This window comes from Enterobacter sp. BNK-13, from assembly GCF_048685015.1.
GTDB classification, from domain to species: Bacteria; Pseudomonadota; Gammaproteobacteria; order Enterobacterales; family Enterobacteriaceae; genus Enterobacter; species Enterobacter quasiroggenkampii.
The window spans coordinates 167,547-186,699 of sequence record NZ_JBLQTP010000001.1 but is presented as its reverse complement, the minus strand read 5'-3'; the positions used below and the strand labels follow the sequence as shown (position 1 = coordinate 186,699).

The following is a 19,153-nucleotide window of genomic DNA, read 5'->3' as shown; positions in this document are numbered from 1 at the left end:
AGGCCTACAAGGGCTGGTCCTGTAGGCCGGGTAAGGCGCAGCCGTCACCCGGCGCTTTCGCAGACGCGTTCCGCTCCGCCAGCAGCCGACAAATCTCCGCGTGCTTCTCTTCGGTAAAGGTAAAGCGCGACATAAAGCCCATGCGGATCAGCGAGCCTATCGCCGGCAGCAGACAAATCCCGAAGAACAGCCCCGACAGCACACTCTCACTCTGAATTTGCGCCTGCGGCACGTAGCCGATCATCGTCAGAAACACGCCGATTAACCCGCCGCCCACTGCCACCGACATCTTGCCGGTAAAGGTCTGCCCGGAGAAAGTGATCGCCGCGCAGCGCTTGTGGGTGTGGTACTCCGCGTACTCGATGGTGTCGGCAATCATCGACGAGGTGAGGATGTTAGTCATCATCACGAACAGCGTGCTCAGGCCGAGCAGAATAAACAGCATCGTCACCTGCTGATAGCCCACAAACCACATCACCACGCGCACCGCCACGTCCAGCCCGCAGAGGATCATAAACAGCTTCCGCTTCTGCATCCGGCGCGTCAGCATCGGGGCGACCAGGCACAGCACCGCCGCGACTATTCCCATCACGCCAATCGCCATCTGCAGGCTGCCGTCGCCCAGGTTGTTGATAAAGAAGTAGATATACAGCCCGCCCGCCACGTTGTGGAACACGCAGAAAAAGAACGACAGCAGAACGATAAACAGCGGCTTGTTCTGGCGCAGGTTGTGGAAGGTGTCGCGGATGGTCACCTTTTCCGGGCTCGGCGGCACGCGCTCTTTGATCTGCATAAAGCCGTTGAGCATCAGCGGCAGGCCCACCAGCATCATCACCAGCGCCGCCATAAAGTAGCCTTTGTCATTGCTGTACTGGGCGAAATAGGCCGCCAGCTTCGGGAAGAAGATGTTGGCGCAGGCAATCCCGGCGTTCACCCCGAGCATCGCCGCCGTCACCGCGCGGGTGCGCTGCCCGGAGTCGTTGGTCATTACCGACGACATCGACCAGAACGGGATATCGGAGATGGCGTACAGCGTCCCCCACAGGATGTAGGTCACCCCGGCGTAGAGGATTTTGGTGGTCATGTCCGCTTCGATTTTATAGAACGACAGCAGCGTGACGCCGGTGATCAGCAGCGGGGCGATAAGCAAAAAGTGGCGAAACTTGCCGAACCGGCTGTTAATGGTATCCATAATGCTGGCAAACAGCGGATCGTGAACCGCGTCCCACGCGCGGGCAATCAGGAAGATGGTGCTCGCCGCCAGTGCCGAGATCCCCAGCACGTCGGTGTAAAAATAGTTAATAAACGAACCCACTAAACCAAAGCTAAAACACTGACCTAAACCATAACCAAAATAAGACCACAGCTCGCGAGACGGTATTTTCATTGTCGTTGCCATTGTTATATGCCTGCCTGGTTGCCCGGCGGTGGACCGCCGGGTCGATATTATTAGTCCTGCGCCTGTGGGGCGATCTTGCGCAGCTGCTGCATCAGGGCGATTTCACGGCGCGAGAACGGAATGCCGTTCTCCTCAAACACGTCGTGGAACCAGAGGCGGCAGTAGTCCGTGGACTCCTTCATCACCACCGGCCACGGCAGCCACGTCTGGGTTTTGCCGCGCACCAGCCCCCACTGATACGGCGCGACCTTCGCCGCGTACATCAGCGGAAGCTGCTCTTCGATGGTGCTGCCCACGTGGCGCGCCAGCCATTCGGTACAGAACAGTGGGCGACCAAGCTTTTGCAGCTGCTGAATAATCGCCGTCATGCGCCCGGTGTGGGTGTAGGCGTGGAAGCTCACCACGTCCGAGAGCGCCAGCGCGGTCTGGTCCAGCGGATGCTGGAAGAACGTCTCGCCCTCCTCTTCCGGCGGCAGGCGCCAGGCGCAGACGGTGAGCGGCTGGGTTGGATCTTCTTCACGCACCCACTGGAATGCGAGCTTCATCAGCGCGTGGGCGCAGGTCTCCAGCTTCGCGTCGTACTGCACCTCCTGCGTGCCGGTCGCGAAAATGCCGCGGTTGCCCGGCTCGTTGTAGAGATCCCACAGCAGCACGCGCTTATCCTCGCGGAACTGGCGGACAACGTCGCGGATATAGCGCTCAATGTCTGCCCAGCAGTCCGGATCGCACACCTTGTCGCGCCCCGGGCTCGCCGCCGCCTGGCTGTTGTGCTTGCCCGGCACGGGTGGCTTTTGCGGGCCGAGGTACGGCTCGTCGCCGGAGAAGCCGCAGTCGTCCATCAGGGTCAGCATGGTGCTGAACCCGTGGCCGTCGGCAATCATCAAAAAGCGGTCGATGCGCGCCATCAGCCCGTCGCGGTCGTGCTCCCAGACGATAAACGGCAGGTTGATGCGCAGGGTGTTGTAGCCCGCCTCCGCCGCCCAGCCCAGCTCGCGCTCAATGGTGGCGGCATCGAAGGTCTCTGCCTGCCAGATATCGGTCCAGTTCACCGCCGTCGACGGCAGGTAGTTAAACCCGCACAGCCAGCCTTTTTGCTGATACCACGCCTGTGCCTGCTCCCTGCTCCACTGCTCTTTCATTACGCGTCCTCTTACTGATAATATTTAGCTAATAAATATTAGCTGCGGGATAAATGCGCAATTTCCCGCACGAAGAAAAGCGATGCCACTCACAAAGTTCACGCTTCGATGAATGAGAAACGTGATCGACGGCGCGTAAGCGTGCGGTTAGGGTATGATGCGAATTCGCGAAAGGGAGAGGACGGATGAAGCGAAAAACGAAAGTGACGATGAACGATATTGCGCGGGCGGCAGGCGTGTCGCAGGCGACGGTATCGCTGGTGCTTAACCAGTCACGCAACATCAAGCTCAGCGACGACACCCGCCAGCGGGTGATAAGCGTCGCCACCGAGCTCGGCTACGACCGCCTCCCCGCCGTTCACGCCCCGCGCAACCAGGAAGAGATCGCCCTGCTGGTGAGCTCCATGCAGAGCTTCGACCCGTTTATCGACGCCATCAGCCAGGCGCGGGAAGCCGCATGGCGCAACGAGACCCTGCTCACCGTCTACGACTACGGCGACGACATCGAGCTGGCGCTGAACATCATCCGCCAGCTGGAGAAGCGCAACTGCATCGGGATTGTCCTCGCCTCACCGGTCACCACGCTGGTGGACATGACGGCATTCCAGGACTGCACCCGCATCCCGCTGGTGCTGCTCAACCAGCGCGACCCCGGCTCGCCGCTGCTGCCGTCGTTTATCCCGGACGACTACGCCAATGCCTTCCAGGTGACGAAACACCTCATCGCCTGCGGGGCGACTCGCATCGCCCACATCACCGGCGAGAGCTGGATGGAGGCCTCGCGCCAGCGTCTGGCGGGCTACCAGGCCGCGCTGCAGCAGGCCGGACTCGCGTGCGACGACGGCCTGGTGCGCCAGACCAACTGGCAGTTCAGCGAGTCCTTTACCGCGACAGCTTCCCTGCTGGAGCTGACCGAGCGCCCGGACGCCATCTTCTGCGCCAGCGACTGGCTGGCGATTGGCTGCTATCAGGCGCTGGCGGTGAACGGCGTGCGCATCCCGCAGGACATGCTGCTGGCGGGCTACGACGACCAGAAGATCTCCGAGCAGCTCACCCCGCCGCTAACCAGTATCCAGCTGCCCTACAGCGAGCTGGGACGGCTGGCGGTGGAGTACCTGTGCAATCAGGAAGATGCCGCCACGCACGTGACGCTGGCGGGCAGGCTGAAGGTGCGCGCCTCAAGCCTCGTCTGAGGTAAACACCATGCCCGCGTAGGGCTTCTCGCGACACGCCGCCAGCCGCGCGGCGAGGCTGCCCACGTGCAGCTCCAGCTTGTGCCCGTCCGGGTCGAGAAAATAGAACGACGCCCCCTCGCTTTTGTTCTGCTTCCAGACGGTGACGCCCGCCTGCTCCAGCCTGTGCGAGAACGGTTCAAAATCCTCTTCCGCCACGGTAAACGCGTAGTGGGTGTAGTCGCTCTCCTGCGGCGGCACGTACTGGCGCGCCTCATCGTACGACAGGCAGACCCACAGATCGCCGCAGGTGAGATAGGCCCCGGTATTCCAGCGGGCGTGGAGCGCTAGCCCCAGCAGTTCGTGCCAGAAGGTGACGCTTTTTTGCAGGTCGCTGACCGCGAGGGTCAGATGGTTGAGAGATTGCAGCATGACGTGCCCTTTTGTTTTTCGCGCCGGACGTGATACGGTAAAGAGATGAACATAAACCACGCCGTCCTCACCGTAAACCGCTGGTGGCTGCCTTCTTAAAGGCGGCACGGAGTAGTTTTTCCCATTTTCAGATAGCCGCCGAAAGGCGGCTTTCTCACATCTAAGACCCCTTTCGGCAACTGCCCATTAAGGAGTCTTTATGAACGCACCAACTATCCTCACCGGCGATCGCCCAACCGGCCCGCTGCACCTCGGCCACTTCGTCGGATCGCTGCGCCAGCGCGTGGCGCTCCAGCATACGCACAACCAGTTTGTGCTGATTGCCGACCTGCAGGGGCTGACCGACAACGGCAGCAACCCGCAGAAGATCCGCGATAACATCCCCGAAGTGCTGGCCGACTACCTCGCCGCCGGCATCGACCCGAACCTGACCACGATCTGTCTCCAGTCCGCCCTGCCCGCCCTCGCCGAGCTGACGATGCTGTATATGAACATCGTCACCGTCGCCCGCGTGGAGCGTAACCCGACGGTGAAAAACGAGATTGCGCAGAAGGGTTTCGCCCGCTCGCTGCCGGTCGGGTTTATGGCCTACCCCATCAGCCAGGCGGCGGACATTACCGCGTTCAAGGCCGAGTGCGTGCCCGTCGGCGACGACCAGCTGCCGATGATTGAGCAGACCAACGAGATTGTGCACAAGATGAACAGCCTGCTGCCCGCCCCGGTGCTGCGCCACTGCAAGGCGATGCTGAGCGACACCAGCCGCCTGCCCGGCATCGACGGCAGCGCCAAGATGTCGAAATCGCTGGGCAACACGCTGCATCTTTCGGCCAGCGAAGAGACCATTCACCGTGCGGTCAGCGCCATGTACACCGACCCGAACCACCTGAAGGTGAGCGACCCGGGGCAAATTGAGGGGAACGTGGTGTTTACGTACCTCGACGCGTTTCACCCGGACAAAGACAAAGTGGCGGCGATGAAGGCGCACTATCAGGCAGGCGGGCTGGGCGACCGGGCGTGCAAGAACGAGCTGGAGGGGTGTTTGCAGGAGCTGATTGCGCCGATGCGGGAGCGGAGGGCGATGTATATGCGTGACAGGGGCGAGTTGATGGCGATGCTGAAGCGCGGAACGGAACGGGCGCAGGAGGTGACGCAGGGGACGTTGAGGGAGGTGAAGGTTGGGCTGGGGGTGCCGGTGTTTAGTTAAAGTCGATTTAGCGGTGGAATGCGGGGGATTGGCATGAAGCCGCTAACTTGATTATTGCGTAAATAAGCGAGGCGCAAAAATTCTTAAATGCATTATTAGTCAATGTCGTTTGTCATTCTGTTAAGAGCGCTATATTCATAGACTCTTAATATTTTAAACGCCACGGCAACTGCTAAGAGTAAGTTTATTATTTCCATGCTGAATACGTTACTTTGTGTATTTGTGATTGTGTTATGCCTCATATGCGTGGGCGTCACTGATAACTGGAAAGAATGCACAATAGCTATAACCATCACTTTAGGATGCGCACATTTCATGGCCGTTTTACTAAATCGTGTATTGCCTCATAAGTTATCTATCTTAGAAGGAATACTGGAATTATTGGGAGGACCACTATTAGTTATAGGCGCAATTGTGTGCTTTGATGTATTCGAACCCTGGCCGTTAAAAATCATTGGTATGTTTGCGTGGATTGTTTTGATTTTATTTGTACCTTCAATAATAACTCCCAGGCGTTAACTCGATCTACTGATGAATGTCTACGTCATTTCTGTACCAAAGGAATTAAACATAATGCAACCCACTCTTTCGCAGGTCATTGAGGTTGTGCGTCAGTCCTCGGGACATCATCGCAAGCGCATCGATGAAAACACCCTAATCGAAGCCGACCTTGATATCTGTGGCATGGATGGCGATGTCCTGATTGAAGACTGCGAGGCAGCGTTTGGCGTTACGCTCGTCACTGAAGAAGATGGTTATGAGAAAATTTTTTCCCTCGCTGAAAACGAGTTTCTTTTTAGCACCGAGGGCATAGATTACTTTGGTTTATGCCGCTTGATTCGCAGGTTACGAGGCATTCCCGAACCTGTGATACGCGATTTAACCTTTGGCGAGCTTAATGCTGTGCTGGTCAAGGCAGTGAAAGAACAAGTGCATCATGATTGAGTTATTCTTAGCGTAGTGCGGGCATGTGCTTACATGCCCGTGCAGGTAGTCTTAAGTTTAAACAGCCTGCCCACTCCCACGCTTAATCACCGGAACATCACCTGTATCATTCAGCGCTCCCGGAAAGGTCTTCAGCCACTGCGCGACTTTCTGCTTATTGATATTCACCACGCTCATACCTTCCAGGCATCCCCATAATTCTCTTGTATGCTGTGGCGTAATCACAATGCAGTCTTTCATGGCGCGGATTTTTACCGGCATACCGTTGATAAAGCCCGCTCGGGTTAACCATTCGCCGCCCAGAAAAAGGTATTTCATGTCTATGCGGGCATAGAGTTCACAGCAGGCGGCACTGTCCTGCGGCGTTTCCGCACGAGGATGAATGGGGGCCGCATTGGTCTGGTTGCCGTGAAGCCGGCGGGCGCTGTTTTTGCGTACCAGCTCGCGGTTTTCAATCATGCCGGTGAAAGCGTCTGATTCTGTTTTGCAAACAGTAAACTCTGGCTTAAAATTCGTCGCAGCCATTTTCAACTCCTTTTCAGTTGCTAGTGGTTAGCGGTATGGGGGTGTTGCAGCACCTTCATATCGCGAATTCTTCTTTAAATATTCTTTGATACTTCCTTTGCCGGTCGGCGTAATTTCTGGTGCTCATTATACAGGGCTGAATATAAATACAGCGGTTTGGTGTGGGGTAAATTTAGAATTTGCGAGGGGGATTCAGGAAATAGGATTATATGCGGTAAGGTCATGTTTTTGTTGGTTACGGGTTGATTGGTCTGGGTTTTGCGAGCATCATCGCAGAACTACTGGCTCCTGTAACCGAACTATGACCATCGCAAAATCTCTTAGTCAAAAAATTGCCGGGATGAAAACAGCCTGGTACAACAAAGCACCAGCGTTGAATAAACCCTTACTTGTTCTGTACGTTCTTTCCCAGTACAAGAAAGGCCATGGACGACTTTTCCAGTTTCAGGATGAAATACAAGATCAACTACGAGATTTACTAAAACGCTACGGGCCAAAACGCAGCATCTATGAAGTTCTTATGCCATTCTGGCGGTTAAAGCATGATGGCTTCTGGGCACTGGAAGGAACAGACCCTGCTTTACTGAAAAGCCCTGAGGAACCGAGGCTGCAGACGGTCTTAGATAACAACGTGCACGGTGGCTTTGATGTTGCTTCCTTTTCCCTATTACAAGCTCAGATACGCTTAATTGATTCGTTGGCGAAACAGGTGGTTGAACAATATTTGCCCGTAGAATTTCACTCAGCGTTGTTCCAAGAGTTGGGATTTGAAACACCTGAGCCATTCGAGGTAAATCAAAGCCCGAACGATCGTATCGCTCTCGTTCAACCAGACATTGATATTATCACTCATGACCTCTCGATAGATGAAACAACCCGAACAGCATTGATTCATGCCAGAATCGGACAGGGTATTTTTCGGGCTGAGTGCTTAAAACTTTACCCTGCCTGCCCTGTAACAGGGATTACCTTTCAGCCATTACTGAGAGTGAGCCATATCAAGCCCTGGTCCGCATGCCAAACTGCGAAAGAAAGATTAGATCCGCATAACGGTCTCATGCTGGCGGCTCATATTGATACTTTATTTGACTCTGGCTGGATTTCATTCGCTAATGAAGGTGACGTTCTGATAAGCAATCACCTTGATTTTGGTACATGCGACAAGCTGAGTTTGCCAGAAAGAATCATTGCGTTGCCGAAACCTTCATACAACTATTTACAATGGCATAGGCAAAATGTTTTTAAGGGTTAATTGATGTGATCGTATTAAATATCCTGAGCACCCTATGGTTTATACGGGTGCTCAGGTAATTCACATCATTTTATAACTGCCGCTGCTCAAGGCTGGTATAAATCGTTTTGATCTCAGCTCTTAAACTATCGCCATGGTAGACCATGGATGTGTCATATCGCTGGTATCTTTCCTCCCGCGCAGCGCTGAACCAGTTAAAGGAACCGACGCAGAGTAGTCCCTCATCGCCAATTACAATCTTACTGTGAACACGGTTGACCAACTTCGTCGTGATGCCCATTTCAGTTAACTTTTCCACGGCCTCATTAAGACGCTGATTTTTCTCTTTACGCTTTTCAAAATCCACATCTGCAGTATTAGATGATTTGTCCGTTACTAAAGTGATATCAATACCACGTGCACGTGCCTGCATCATCGATGCAAGAAAACCGGTCTGTTCCAACTTTTCCCAGGTAAGCCACGGCGAAACGATAGTAATGCTCTCATTGATTGAGTTAAAAGTCTGATTCAGAAACACATCATGTTGCTCCACACCGTGCAGGATAGAGGTCTGCGTTTGCGAGGAACTTAAATCCTGGCGCTCCTGAAAATCAAACTGCAACGCATTATCAGTGGAAGCAAACAGGTATTTCGCCAGCAGTCCCCGAGGTGAAGAACCGGGTTGGATCTCAAACAAGTCCATGTCGCCAAAGACCAGGAAGCTATCTTTAGGACGTGAAACGGCAACGTTCAGAATGCTTCTGTCGTTGTCTATAAATTCGCCATCTTCGTGTTTCGAATACACAGAAGAAAACAGCACAATCTCCCTTTCCGCGCCCTGCAAGGAGTGGACTGTCCCCACTGTCAGCCCGTTTTTATCATCATTACAGTTGATATCCACCTTACGCAATGACGATTCAATTGCGCTGACTTGCGCAGAAAAGGGGGTCACAATCCCTACGACTTCATGGAGCAGCTTATTGTAATGACGCTCAATATCTTGTTTGTGCGCCGCAAGCCATGCAGCTACTGTCTCAGCTTCGAAGAGGTTATAGCGGCTTCCGCCGCTTGCCTGTACACATTTACCATCTATGTGCAAATAACCGATTGCAGGATATAACGTGCCATTTGCTATACCCCGCTTGGGAAATAATTTGCCGTCATAGCACAACTCATTACAGAAGCCAATGATGTTATCGAAGCAACGACGATGCTCATATAAATACATGCCACGCGCAAAGTTTGGGTCGTAATGATAGCGGGAATTAAACTGGGCGATCTTCATGACACTCCCAGATGCCGCGCTTTTACCTGAATCACCTATCGTGATATAAGCGTCGTGAAGCTCATCCTGAGTATCGCCAGTAAGAAGTTTCTGCTCTAACAGATTCCCTATATCAATGGTAGGGTAACTATTCCAGATTGGCGCAATCTGTGCTGTGTCACCAATAACTAACGCTTTTTTTGCCAGAGCAAAGGAGGCCGCAGCCACTTCCGGAAGTACTTGGCCTGCTTCATCGACAATGAGCAGATCTGCAAAATTATAAAAATAGCTTTCCGCATACTTTTTCAATTTTTCATCCCGGATACCAATTTTCATATGATGCGGCAGCATATAACAGGTCATCACCACACAAGGGGTAAGTTTCATTCTGCGCTGCCAGCGGGCCTGAACATAATTTATTCTGTTGCGTTTTTTTTCATCCTGAAGATCTTCAATGGCAGCCATATCCATTAACCACCGGCCTTCCCAATAATGCGTCGCCAGCAAAAATGCAGGAAAACGGAGCCGCGTATCAGCGAGCTGATCGGCTTCATTCAGACTGAGCTCCGTTTCACCCGGACTTCCCAGCGAATGAGTGATCTCGCGCCAGCGTATGGCTGCTTCACTTTCACGTTGGGAAATGTCCTCGGCAAGACCAATCTGCTGCTGGTACTCGGCCTGCTCTTTAAGTGCTTCTGCTATCAGGCCTTCGATAAAGGCATCAATTCCATCAGGCAAAGTTCCCTGGAATGCTGTTATTCTTTCGCTAAACGTAGCCTCCAAAAACAGCTTCATTTGATAGTGACGCTTAGTACGAACGGCGGGAAGCCAGGAGAAGAGAGCGAACATGATCGACTCACGAGCTCGATATTGTTCCCATTGTTTTTTGCCCTGCGTTAATAGCGAGATTTCATTTGTGCTATTGAGCAGTAACGTTCTCTTAGCCTGAATATACTGTTCGAGATCGTCGCTGATGGCGCCCCGCTCCTGACGGATTGCGTTCAGGTTTTCCCACGCAGGCTCGATTTGCTCAAGCTCTGCAGAGAGTTCACTTAAACGCTGATGTAAGAGATTCACAACGTGTTCAGGTGAATGACATTCCTGAGCTGGAAAAGCCACCCTTGCCTTTTCAAGGAAGAAAAGCCGGGCATCTTCTACATATTCAAGGGATTCAACGCGGTTAAAAAAGTCTTCTGTCTGGTATTTTTTTGCTGCCTCAGCTTTTCGGCGCGAGGAAGGGAAATAAGCGCCAAAGCTTGTTACTTCCGGCAGCCAACGTCCAGCCATGGGCCCGGTTCCGGTAGAAAAATCTTTTCCGAAGGCCTCAATAATGTTGGTAACCGCCTGGTTGTTGGTTGATGTCGCAATGACAACCGGTGGTTCGGTTTTGTTTAAAGCCGCCCTCGTCCACTCTGTAGCTATGATGGAGAGCACAAGAGTAGTTTTTCCTGTTCCCGGAGGACCGTTTACGGCCAGAATATCGCCCGGCTGTTGAGTGAGATAATGGCTCAGGGCATCACGCTGTGCAGTAGCCAGAGGGAAATTGTCGCCAGAATGGCCCAGACGCTCACTGAACATGGCATTACTGGCAAGAAGCGGCTCAACAGGAGATTTATCTTTTGAAGCAAAACGCGCCAGCAATGGCACCTCTTTTTTGCACGACAGCAGGTGGTCGTACATGGGCAAAATATGAATGCTGGCGCCGCCGGGCTGGTTGGCTTTGATAATAAAGCCATAACCAGCTGACTCATATTGCTCTGGTGACTCGAGCCATTTCCCGGCCACATTGTTTAAAAGCTCATCTGCCTCTTTAAGGTATTTTTGCCATAATAGCTTATAGCGAGCATGTCGCTCAGTCCGTTGTTCGTCTGTTTCCTCACGCTGCTCATCCTCGTCGCCAGGACCAAAAGTTAATGAATCATGGGAGGTTTTATATTTGTCATATTCCGCCATCTCACCAATAGAAAAGGTACCTTTGGGGAGTGGTTCAAGCAGGTCACGGGGAATGGTGGCAGGAGATGCAGGGAACAGAAAGCCTTCGCGGTTCAACAGCGCAGAAGTAACCAAAGGCGTAACTATACCTGGTGCGCCAGCCGTGCGCTCCTTGCCATGCTTTAACAAGTGGATCCATACATGCGACCGTAACAGCACTTTTACGGTCTGAACCTTCTCGTTTTCACCTTCGAAGAACGAATGCACGATCTCTTCATCCAGGCGCCCCTTATCGATATTCATCCATTGAGTGAATGACTCTTCATCTTTACGCTCAAATGCCCCTTTTCCAGACTCGGCATCAGCTAAGGTATTACGCCAGTATGAAGTGAATCCCTGAGTATTACTGTCCATTCCCCATCCCGTGACTTAAATGAAATTATTGATTTCGTTGATATTAATTCATCACATGATTAAGTATTGTCCACGTTGCGAGCGCGATCGCAATAATTATTTGGTATGCACGAAGAAATTGATTTCAAAGACAGAATATATTCATTGGATGAGTTCGAACTGTTACGATTAACAGTAGCGATTCGTCCGGGTGGGCGTCATAATGCACTATGAACTTCTCGTAAGGAGTAAGAGATGCAATCGGTACAGACTTGGCTTGAAAAATTCGTTGAACAAGCCGATCAGAAAATCTCACAATCAACTAAAGACTACCCAGAAACACTTCATGGACTTAAGGTGAAGGTAAGTTTCGGCTTTGGTAATTACAGTTCTGTTCCCTGGATTGCATTTCTTGCTGAGGGTCAAGAAGTGTCTCATGGTATCTATCCTGTCATACTTTATTATAAAGATTATGACGAACTTATACTTGCTTATGGGATAAGTGATACAAAGATACCTCAACTTCAATGGCACTTTAACTCTGATATACCAGTCACCATTAGAGAGTATTTACATACTAACCTTGGGATATATCCAAAGAAATATGGTCAATCTTACTATGCGTTCTCACAAAAAGTTTCCAATGGTATCGATTACGCAAAATTTGATGAAGAAATAGAACAAACAATAAATGTATATAAAAAATTATTCTCCAGTTCCAAAACATTGCCCCATCCAGATCCTCACTCCAAAACTACGGTCAAAAAACCATATGATATAAACGATGCATTGAATGACCTCTTTATTCCTCAACCAACAATAGAAACAATTATTAAACGTTTGGTTGTGAAGAAAAATGTTATTCTGCAAGGTCCCCCCGGAGTAGGCAAGACCTTCGTAGCCCGCCGACTGGCTTATCTGCTAATGGAAGAAAGGGATTCATACAGAGTTGGTATGGTCCAGTTTCATCCATCTTATAGTTATGAAGATTTCGTACAAGGTTATCGCCCAAATGGTGATGGCTTCCAACGGAAGGATGGAATTTTTTATAGTTTCTGTCAGCAGGCCCTGAAAGAACCAGAAAAAAAACATGTTTTTATCATTGATGAAATAAATCGAGCGAATTTAAGCAAGGTTTTTGGCGAAGTCATGATGCTTATTGAACATGATAAGCGTAATGCGAACTGGGCAGTACCTCTTACCTACTCGGAAAACTACAGTGACCGATTTTATATACCTGCTAACGTCTATATTATTGGTTTAATGAATACAGCAGATCGTTCTCTGGCAGTCGTCGACTACGCTCTCCGTAGACGCTTTTCATTTATTGATATTGAACCCGGATTTGGAACAGAGCAATTTCGTAGTTTTTTACTGGATAACAAAGCCAAGCCTGGATTTGTCGAATCATTATGTTTCAAAATGATGCAGTTAAATAACGAAATCAGTAATGACTCAGAAATACTCGGGAAGGGTTACAGGATCGGGCACAGCTATTTTTGCAATGGTTTAGATGATGGCAATCAACCAGATGTTGAATGGTTCAGAACAATCGTTTTTTCAGATATAGCGCCGTTGCTTGAAGAGTATTGGTTTGATAACCCTGGTAAAAGACAAAACTGGCTCGATCTGTTACTTGAGGACATATAATGAATAAGCCAGCGATTCCAATACGTAACATCTATTATATGCTGACTTATGCATGGAATCATTTACAGGATGCTAAAATAGTTAACCTTGATGCGCAACCGGCCAATAACTTACTAGATATACTCGGGCATGCTTTAAATAAATGTGTTCTTTATCTTTGTCGTCGGGGATTCGAGCTGAATTATCAGTCAAATACAGAGTTAATCACAGGAGTAAAAGGACGGGTGAATCTCCCTCAAACACTCCGCGGTTTACATATGACACAAGGAAAAACAGTCAGTACTTTTGATGATTTAAATCCGGATACGCTTGCAAATAAAATCATTAAAAGTTCTCTGACTGTATTAATCAAAAATGAAAATTTAAATAAAACCATCCGAGAAGAATCGCGCTCTATCCGAGCAAGAATGCCAGAAGTGAAAGAAATTAACCTCACTCCTCTTCACTTCAATAAAGTGAAAGTTAGGGCTAGTAGTCGTTATTACAAATTCGCAATCAGTTTATGCAAGTTTATTGCAGACAATTCGATAAGTAATCAAAACAATGGTAGTTATCGTTTTTATGATTTTGAACGTGACGAACGCAAAATGTCACTTCTTTATCAGGAATTTTTATATTGTTTTTGTATGCGAGAATTAAAAAACGCTAACGTAAAACGCTCATATTTGAAATGGGATGCATATAGCGACACTGATAAAAGTTTATCTTTTCTACCACGAATGGAAACAGACATAACGATAAGAAGTAATAACAAAACTTTAATCGTTGATGCAAAATATTATAAGAGTATATTTTCTAGCCGTAACGAAACATCGAAGTTTCACTCGTCTAACCTATATCAGCTAATGAATTATTTATTGGCTTGTAAATCGACTCCAGCCCAAAAAATCAGTGGGTTGTTGATCTATCCTCATGTAACGAAGGCTGTAAAGCATCGTTATAATGTTAGTGGTTTCGATATCGGATTATGTACTATAAACTTGGATCAAGAATGGACACTGATTCATCATGATTTACTGTCTATCTTTACCGAGTTTCTGGAATAAATAACCATACTTAAATTAAGCATCAGGATATTAAGCTTCAACTTAAAAATATAATATTAAAATTAAGTTGCACTATTATTTTTGGAAATGAGATTACCAGTAACACAACTCATACATCACTGGTAATCATTGCATTTAATTTACACCAAGAGCCTTGTATACCGCATCTACAGGATCAGCATAAAAGCTTACCTGGAACTTGGTAAACAATTCAGTCGGTACGGTCGGGATATCCATAGCTGAAGCCATAGGGAGTAAAACTCTTTTCGCGCCGCTATCGAATGCAACCTGCAGACATGCAGCCAGATCCTGAACGGGATTCGTTACCCCTCCCAACGTCATACTGCCTAAAACGACCATTTGTTCCTGAACCGGTTTTGCCAGCAATATGGAACAGAACGCGATTAACGCGGCCAGACTGGTGGTTGTACTCGGTCCTGTGCTGTGCAGCTCCACCACATGAAGATGATATTCATGTTCAGAGAATTTTGCCGCAGCACTGATACGACCTAAGTTACCTTTGAAGTAGTCAAACCCCACGCGAATCGCTTCTTTCGCTGCTGTATTCGACCCTAAACCTGATACCGCATGTTTGCCATTACCGGCAGTCATCTGCGTTTCAAAACGATAGAGGCCCGTCATACCTGAATCAGCCTGCGTGACCAAATGCACTACGCCAGGTTTCGGCATACCGGCGGGAATCAATTCACTGCCACCCTGCTCCGGTACGCTTACAAAGAACTCCTCCAGACTTTCATTATCGATGTAGCTGAAGTTCACATCAAAGAACTCCAAGCCACCGAGTTTCTTAAGCTGCTCTTTAACGCGACGACGGACCTCCAGTGCATAAGTCAGGCAAACCCGGACATCTTCTTTGTCGTAAGCGCCATCCGGGTGCATTAGCTTCAACAGACCGGATACCGTGCGGCGTACGGCAATCACGTCACGCTGATTGAGGTTATTTCCCAGCTTGAAGAATTTATCAATTGCATCGGAGAAGCTACGTTTACGCATTTCTCGCATGTATTCAGCGAGGTAATCCGTAATCAAACCATAGCGATTAGTGAAAAACTCCGGACGCATCTTTGGAATTTCCCAACCAGGAATATAAGCATGGAAGCGGTCAAAAAATGCAGTATCAATCATCGCATCCGGGAACGGTGCAAGCAGATGACTGGTTTTGACCAGCGTGTCCACGCTCTGATTAATGTTGCCGACAAACACCATGGAGGCTTTACCTTCAATGGAGTCGCGACCACGAGAGAACGAACCTGATGCCATGTAGTCCTTCATGATCTGCACGCCATCTTTGTCTTTGAAAGTTATCCCTGCCACTTCGTCGAACGCAACGACGTCCCACATTCCCACGAGGCCAATCTGGCGGCTGGCCATGTTGTAAAAAAGATTCGCAACTGTGGTTTGCCCCCCAGAAACTAACAATGAGTTAGGAGAGCACTCTTTATAAACATGGCTCTTACCGGTACCGCGTGGCCCAAGCTCACAGACGTTATAGTTATTTTCCACAAAGGGAATCATGCGAGTAATCAGATGCCACTTGGTACGCTGTTCAATATTCGCAGGCTCCATCCCGACAGAACGTAACAGCACGTCAATCCACTGGTCACGATCAAACTGCTTGCGGGCCTCAAATACCTCGTCCATATCCATATTTGGCATCTGGATCGGCTTCAGTGTGAACAGCGAGAAAGGAGACGTTTTTTGCCCTTCTTCATAAAAGTAGTTCACGGTGATCATGCACCAGATGCCACCCGTCAACAGTTTCTCGTTGTCTTTCACCATCTGAGACGGCACCAAGGCATCTTTAATGCCGAGGTTAGAGAGCTGGGCTTCGTAAACGTCTTTCTTCTGATTTAGCTTTACCGTGACCTTATCGATAATCTTGTAAGAACCACGCTCGCGAATCAGTGATTTCACTTTTTCTGCTTCATCCGGACGGACGTAGTTATCAGAAAGAATACGCTTAACCGACTGTAGCCCCTGCTCAACAACCTCATCGTCATCAGAGGCACAGTACATGCCAAGTAAATATTCCAGAACATAGACCGGAACATTCGCCCCTTCTTTAAGTTGCTTAGTCAGATCCTTACGCACCACGCGACCACGAAAATGCTGATTCAACAATGAATCCAGGTCCTGAGCCAACGCAGAGGCCGCTTCCATGTTACTAGCTGAGTTATCCTGCTGTTGCATAACGCCTCACTTAAAAGAAGTCATCCTGGAATGCCAGGTCGATCGTGATCGGATAGCGACCATACTCTGTTGCACTGTCCGCATTCTCCAGGATCAGAACATACTTGTTTTTGCGATTGAATGCCGTCCCCATGAGTTTCATGGTTACATCGCGGGTGCGTTTACCCATATCTTCGTTATCACTGTCGAAGCATACTGTTTCCGTGCCGGAGACGACCTGGTTGTTTTCATCGACGATAAAGATATTCAGCGTGCGCGGCTCATTTAAATCATTCACTGCCGAAGTCTGAATAAAACCAACTTTATCAATGCTGTTAACCAGTTTGATCACCTGATCCCGCGCAACAACGGACACGGGCTGCCGCTGGGGTTGCTTCTCAGCCGCTTTCTTTTCAAGCGCGCGAATCTTCAACACAGGAACACACACCTCCTGCAGCATGGCTCCGCCATGAACGAAACGAGCACCACCTACGAAGTGGAAACGCTGTACCCCTTTGGGCAACAGGAATTCACTCTCATCGCTTGCGCCTGCCGTATCTGCCAGTTTACCGTGCCAGCAAAATTCACTTTCAGGCAGTTGATGACCTACAATAAAACGCTTATTCGCTTCAATCGTGTCTTTAGCTTTACTTTCCAGCTTCGTTTTATCCTGCTCCACCAGCGCTTGTTGTTGGAACAGGAACCCGTGATCGGCGGTAACAAAAATTCGGCTGGCATTAAATCGGCTACGTAAGCGTGAGACCAGATCTTTTAGCTCGGTAATAGCGCTTCGGCAAGCCTCGAATGTTTTATCTTCGGTTGCCGCCTTATCACCCATCGCATCTATAGTGTCGTGCCAGATGTAAACCACGGAAGCGTTGCGGATTTGTTCGTTCACTTCCTGATTATTGGCGTTCTGCAAGTCCTTTGCTTTCAGCGCTACACCATTCACCTTCGCAAGAATAGCGGCTCGTTTTTCAAACCCGGAAGTGGACATCCCATCGGCGTAGACTACACCAGAATTATCAGGAAGATAGCTCAACGACTCATGAGGTAACAGTGCAGCCATGCCCAGTTGGGTATAGCTTGGGAGCACTCCGGTCTGGGAGCGCAGCTCTGCGCTGAAGTGCTTCTCATGGTTAATATGCCTGCCCAGCTCTTCCGCCACTTCATAGCGCAGTGCATCCGAGATCACGACAAAAACGCGTTTCACCTGAGAGGTGTCAAACTGACGTTTAACATTCTCTTTATAGAAATTGCGCTGCAGGGGTATTCCGCTAAACTGCCAGGTCTGCATACGTTTTTCTGCTTCCAGCAGTTTGTTCCAGCCACGACTTAGTTCAGCCAGGTACCAATTGCTGTATAACTCTTCGATGAATTTATCCAGTTCATGCAGGATCATCGCCCCTTTGCTGTGCACCGGCGCGGCATATTCATTAAACAACCGATAGGTCTGATCGAAGCGATAAATTTCGTCGCAGTAGGCCTTCCAGAACGCGCCTGTATCGGGGAAATTAAACCCGTCAGTGTAGCGGTTACGCAAATTCAGCAAACGTTCCGCCTGACGAATAGCATTCCAGATAGAAAGATACTCTGGACGTGTCTGGCTCCAGTATTTCGCACTGCGCTCTGAAACCAACGCTTTAAACACATCTCTATCAAGAGTGGTGCTCTCTTCCTGCAACTGGGTCACCAGACCACGGATAATAAGTTGTTCAATGGCCTCGAAGGTTTCACATTTTGCCAGGGCGTACGGTGAGCTGTAGTTGTAGTGCTCTTTTGGCTGGAGCGTCTGCTGCAAATCCTCTGCACAATAATCATATTCTGCTTTATAGCGACGATCGTTGCGCCACGCCCCCATAAAGGCCAGTGAAGACGCCCGTCCAGCAGCGGTAACCAGCACATTTTTACTCAACCAGTCACGATGCGCTTCATCACCTTGAGCCCAGAGATCGGTACAGAACAGTTTCAGAAGCAGGTTTTCCAGTGATGGAGTTTCAGACTGATACCCCAACTCAAGGCGAAGAATTTCCCAGAGCACTCCATCAAGGCCAAGTTTCTTCAGTACGGCGAAGGTGTTTTCCAGCGCGCTATCATCTTGCTGCCGTGCCGCGACAAATTGCTGAACCAAAGCAAAAAGAATCTCTTTGGTTTCAAAGGTACTGGCCCCGACCACCACCGCCAGCATTTTTTTATCAAGAGAGTTTTCCGTTTCGCGCTCGGTGACCCATCCCTTCAGGGTCTGAGTTCGCTTGACGGTAAAGAAGGCTTTGCGCAGCTGAATATGTTCGCGTAAACCGAGTTGCGGGATACCCAGAGAATTCAGGGTGATCGCCGCATAATCAGCGTGGAATTCGGTGCTATAGAGGCGAATATCCAGCAACCAGTCCTGCTCGAGAGCGGGAACCTCACTGGTGAAATAGAGTAAAAATTTCTGCTCAGGCTCGTCGATTTCGAGTCGTTTTTTTGTTGCTAGCACAGAAATGCCGCGCATATTCAGCAGCACAACGTTGTCGAGATCCAACTCATTGAGCGAATCAGTGAAACGTTGTTCTGGGTCGTGCCAGAAGACGATACGGTTGTCGGTAAACTTCTGACGAAGCCCGGATTCCAGTTCTTTAAATTGCATAA

The 19,153-nt window shown here is 49.7% G+C and carries 13 protein-coding genes; 6 read left to right on the top strand and 7 right to left on the bottom strand.

All coding sequences use genetic code 11. From position 1 onward, the window contains the following. Window positions 1–4 precede the first annotated feature (4 nt). A complete protein-coding gene (locus ACMGGQ_RS00860; protein WP_063944590.1) occupies window positions 5–1,399 on the bottom strand; it encodes an MFS transporter in 1,395 nt (464 codons plus the stop codon). A gap of 50 nt (window positions 1,400–1,449) precedes the next feature. After that, entirely contained in the window at window positions 1,450–2,538 is a 1,089-nt protein-coding gene (locus ACMGGQ_RS00855; RefSeq protein WP_420289476.1) for a cellulase family glycosylhydrolase, read from the bottom strand. 185 nt (window positions 2,539–2,723) lie between these two features. Here ACMGGQ_RS00855 and ACMGGQ_RS00850 point away from each other — a divergent pair, with 185 nt between their 5' ends. Further along, a complete protein-coding gene (locus tag ACMGGQ_RS00850; protein ID WP_420289475.1) occupies window positions 2,724–3,731 on the top strand; it encodes a LacI family DNA-binding transcriptional regulator in 1,008 nt (335 codons plus the stop codon). On the opposite strand, the gene fosA is transcribed toward ACMGGQ_RS00850, so the two are convergent. After that, complete coding sequence (fosA, locus tag ACMGGQ_RS00845; protein ID WP_028015351.1) at window positions 3,717–4,142, bottom strand: FosA/FosA2 family fosfomycin resistance glutathione transferase; 426 nt, start codon at window positions 4,140–4,142, stop codon at window positions 3,717–3,719. The two genes, ACMGGQ_RS00850 and fosA, sit on opposite strands and share 15 nt — an antisense overlap. Before the next feature lie 199 nt (window positions 4,143–4,341). Here fosA and trpS point away from each other — a divergent pair, with 199 nt between their 5' ends. Beyond that, window positions 4,342–5,346 (top strand): tryptophan--tRNA ligase, encoded by a 1,005-nt coding sequence (gene trpS, locus ACMGGQ_RS00840; RefSeq protein WP_420289474.1) that lies wholly within the window; start codon window positions 4,342–4,344, stop codon window positions 5,344–5,346. A 573-nt stretch (window positions 5,347–5,919) separates the two neighbouring features. Beyond that, window positions 5,920–6,291, top strand: a complete 372-nt coding sequence (locus tag ACMGGQ_RS00835) for a hypothetical protein (RefSeq protein ID WP_420289473.1) — start codon at window positions 5,920–5,922, stop codon at window positions 6,289–6,291. 57 nt (window positions 6,292–6,348) lie between these two features. Here the strand turns inward: ACMGGQ_RS00835 and ACMGGQ_RS00830 are convergent, their stop codons facing one another. Beyond that, entirely contained in the window at window positions 6,349–6,816 is a 468-nt protein-coding gene (locus tag ACMGGQ_RS00830) for a SymE family type I addiction module toxin (protein ID WP_420289472.1), read from the bottom strand. Window positions 6,817–7,117: 301 nt separating this feature from the next. Between ACMGGQ_RS00830 and ACMGGQ_RS00825 the strand changes: the two genes are divergently transcribed. Next, window positions 7,118–8,068, top strand: coding sequence for an HNH endonuclease (locus tag ACMGGQ_RS00825; protein ID WP_420289471.1), 951 nt, complete (start codon window positions 7,118–7,120; stop codon window positions 8,066–8,068). Between the two features lie 70 nt (window positions 8,069–8,138). On the opposite strand, the gene ACMGGQ_RS00820 is transcribed toward ACMGGQ_RS00825, so the two are convergent. Then, window positions 8,139–11,657, bottom strand: coding sequence for an AAA domain-containing protein (locus ACMGGQ_RS00820; protein WP_420289470.1), 3,519 nt, complete (start codon window positions 11,655–11,657; stop codon window positions 8,139–8,141). Window positions 11,658–11,891: 234 nt separating this feature from the next. Here ACMGGQ_RS00820 and ACMGGQ_RS00815 point away from each other — a divergent pair, with 234 nt between their 5' ends. Beyond that, the gene (locus tag ACMGGQ_RS00815; RefSeq protein WP_420289469.1) at window positions 11,892–13,286 is read left to right on the top strand and encodes an MrcB family domain-containing protein; all 1,395 of its coding nucleotides are present in this window, start codon (window positions 11,892–11,894) and stop codon (window positions 13,284–13,286) included. Further along, a complete protein-coding gene (gene mcrC, locus ACMGGQ_RS00810) occupies window positions 13,286–14,332 on the top strand; it encodes a 5-methylcytosine-specific restriction endonuclease system specificity protein McrC (protein ID WP_420289468.1) in 1,047 nt (348 codons plus the stop codon). Before ACMGGQ_RS00815 ends, mcrC begins: the two co-directional genes overlap by 1 nt. Before the next feature lie 135 nt (window positions 14,333–14,467). Here mcrC and brxL read toward each other — a convergent pair whose 3' ends face one another. Together brxL and pglZ are read right to left on the bottom strand one after the other, a co-directional pair. Then, complete coding sequence (gene brxL / locus ACMGGQ_RS00805) at window positions 14,468–16,543, bottom strand: protease Lon-related BREX system protein BrxL (protein ID WP_058675371.1); 2,076 nt, start codon at window positions 16,541–16,543, stop codon at window positions 14,468–14,470. A gap of 10 nt (window positions 16,544–16,553) precedes the next feature. After that, the gene (gene pglZ / locus ACMGGQ_RS00800) at window positions 16,554–19,151 is read right to left on the bottom strand and encodes a BREX-1 system phosphatase PglZ type A (protein WP_420289467.1); all 2,598 of its coding nucleotides are present in this window, start codon (window positions 19,149–19,151) and stop codon (window positions 16,554–16,556) included. Window positions 19,152–19,153 lie beyond the last annotated feature (2 nt).

Excerpts from the sequence above, each read along its gene's own strand:
- ACMGGQ_RS00855 (WP_420289476.1), bottom strand. The coding sequence starts at position 2,538 with ATGAAAGAGCAGTGGAGCAGGGAGCAGGCACAGGCGTGGTATCAGCAA.
- ACMGGQ_RS00830 (WP_420289472.1), bottom strand. The coding sequence starts at position 6,816 with ATGGCTGCGACGAATTTTAAGCCAGAGTTTACTGTTTGCAAAACAGAA.
- mcrC (WP_420289468.1), top strand. The coding sequence starts at position 13,286 with ATGAATAAGCCAGCGATTCCAATACGTAACATCTATTATATGCTGACT.
- pglZ (WP_420289467.1), bottom strand. The coding sequence starts at position 19,151 with ATGCAATTTAAAGAACTGGAATCCGGGCTTCGTCAGAAGTTTACCGAC.
- ACMGGQ_RS00825 (WP_420289471.1), top strand. The coding sequence starts at position 7,118 with ATGACCATCGCAAAATCTCTTAGTCAAAAAATTGCCGGGATGAAAACA.
- ACMGGQ_RS00835 (WP_420289473.1), top strand. The coding sequence starts at position 5,920 with ATGCAACCCACTCTTTCGCAGGTCATTGAGGTTGTGCGTCAGTCCTCG.
- trpS (WP_420289474.1), top strand. The coding sequence starts at position 4,342 with ATGAACGCACCAACTATCCTCACCGGCGATCGCCCAACCGGCCCGCTG.
- fosA (WP_028015351.1), bottom strand. The coding sequence starts at position 4,142 with ATGCTGCAATCTCTCAACCATCTGACCCTCGCGGTCAGCGACCTGCAA.
- ACMGGQ_RS00815 (WP_420289469.1), top strand. The coding sequence starts at position 11,892 with ATGCAATCGGTACAGACTTGGCTTGAAAAATTCGTTGAACAAGCCGAT.
- ACMGGQ_RS00850 (WP_420289475.1), top strand. The coding sequence starts at position 2,724 with ATGAAGCGAAAAACGAAAGTGACGATGAACGATATTGCGCGGGCGGCA.
- ACMGGQ_RS00820 (WP_420289470.1), bottom strand. The coding sequence starts at position 11,657 with ATGGACAGTAATACTCAGGGATTCACTTCATACTGGCGTAATACCTTA.
- ACMGGQ_RS00860 (WP_063944590.1), bottom strand. The coding sequence starts at position 1,399 with ATGGCAACGACAATGAAAATACCGTCTCGCGAGCTGTGGTCTTATTTT.
- brxL (WP_058675371.1), bottom strand. The coding sequence starts at position 16,543 with ATGCAACAGCAGGATAACTCAGCTAGTAACATGGAAGCGGCCTCTGCG.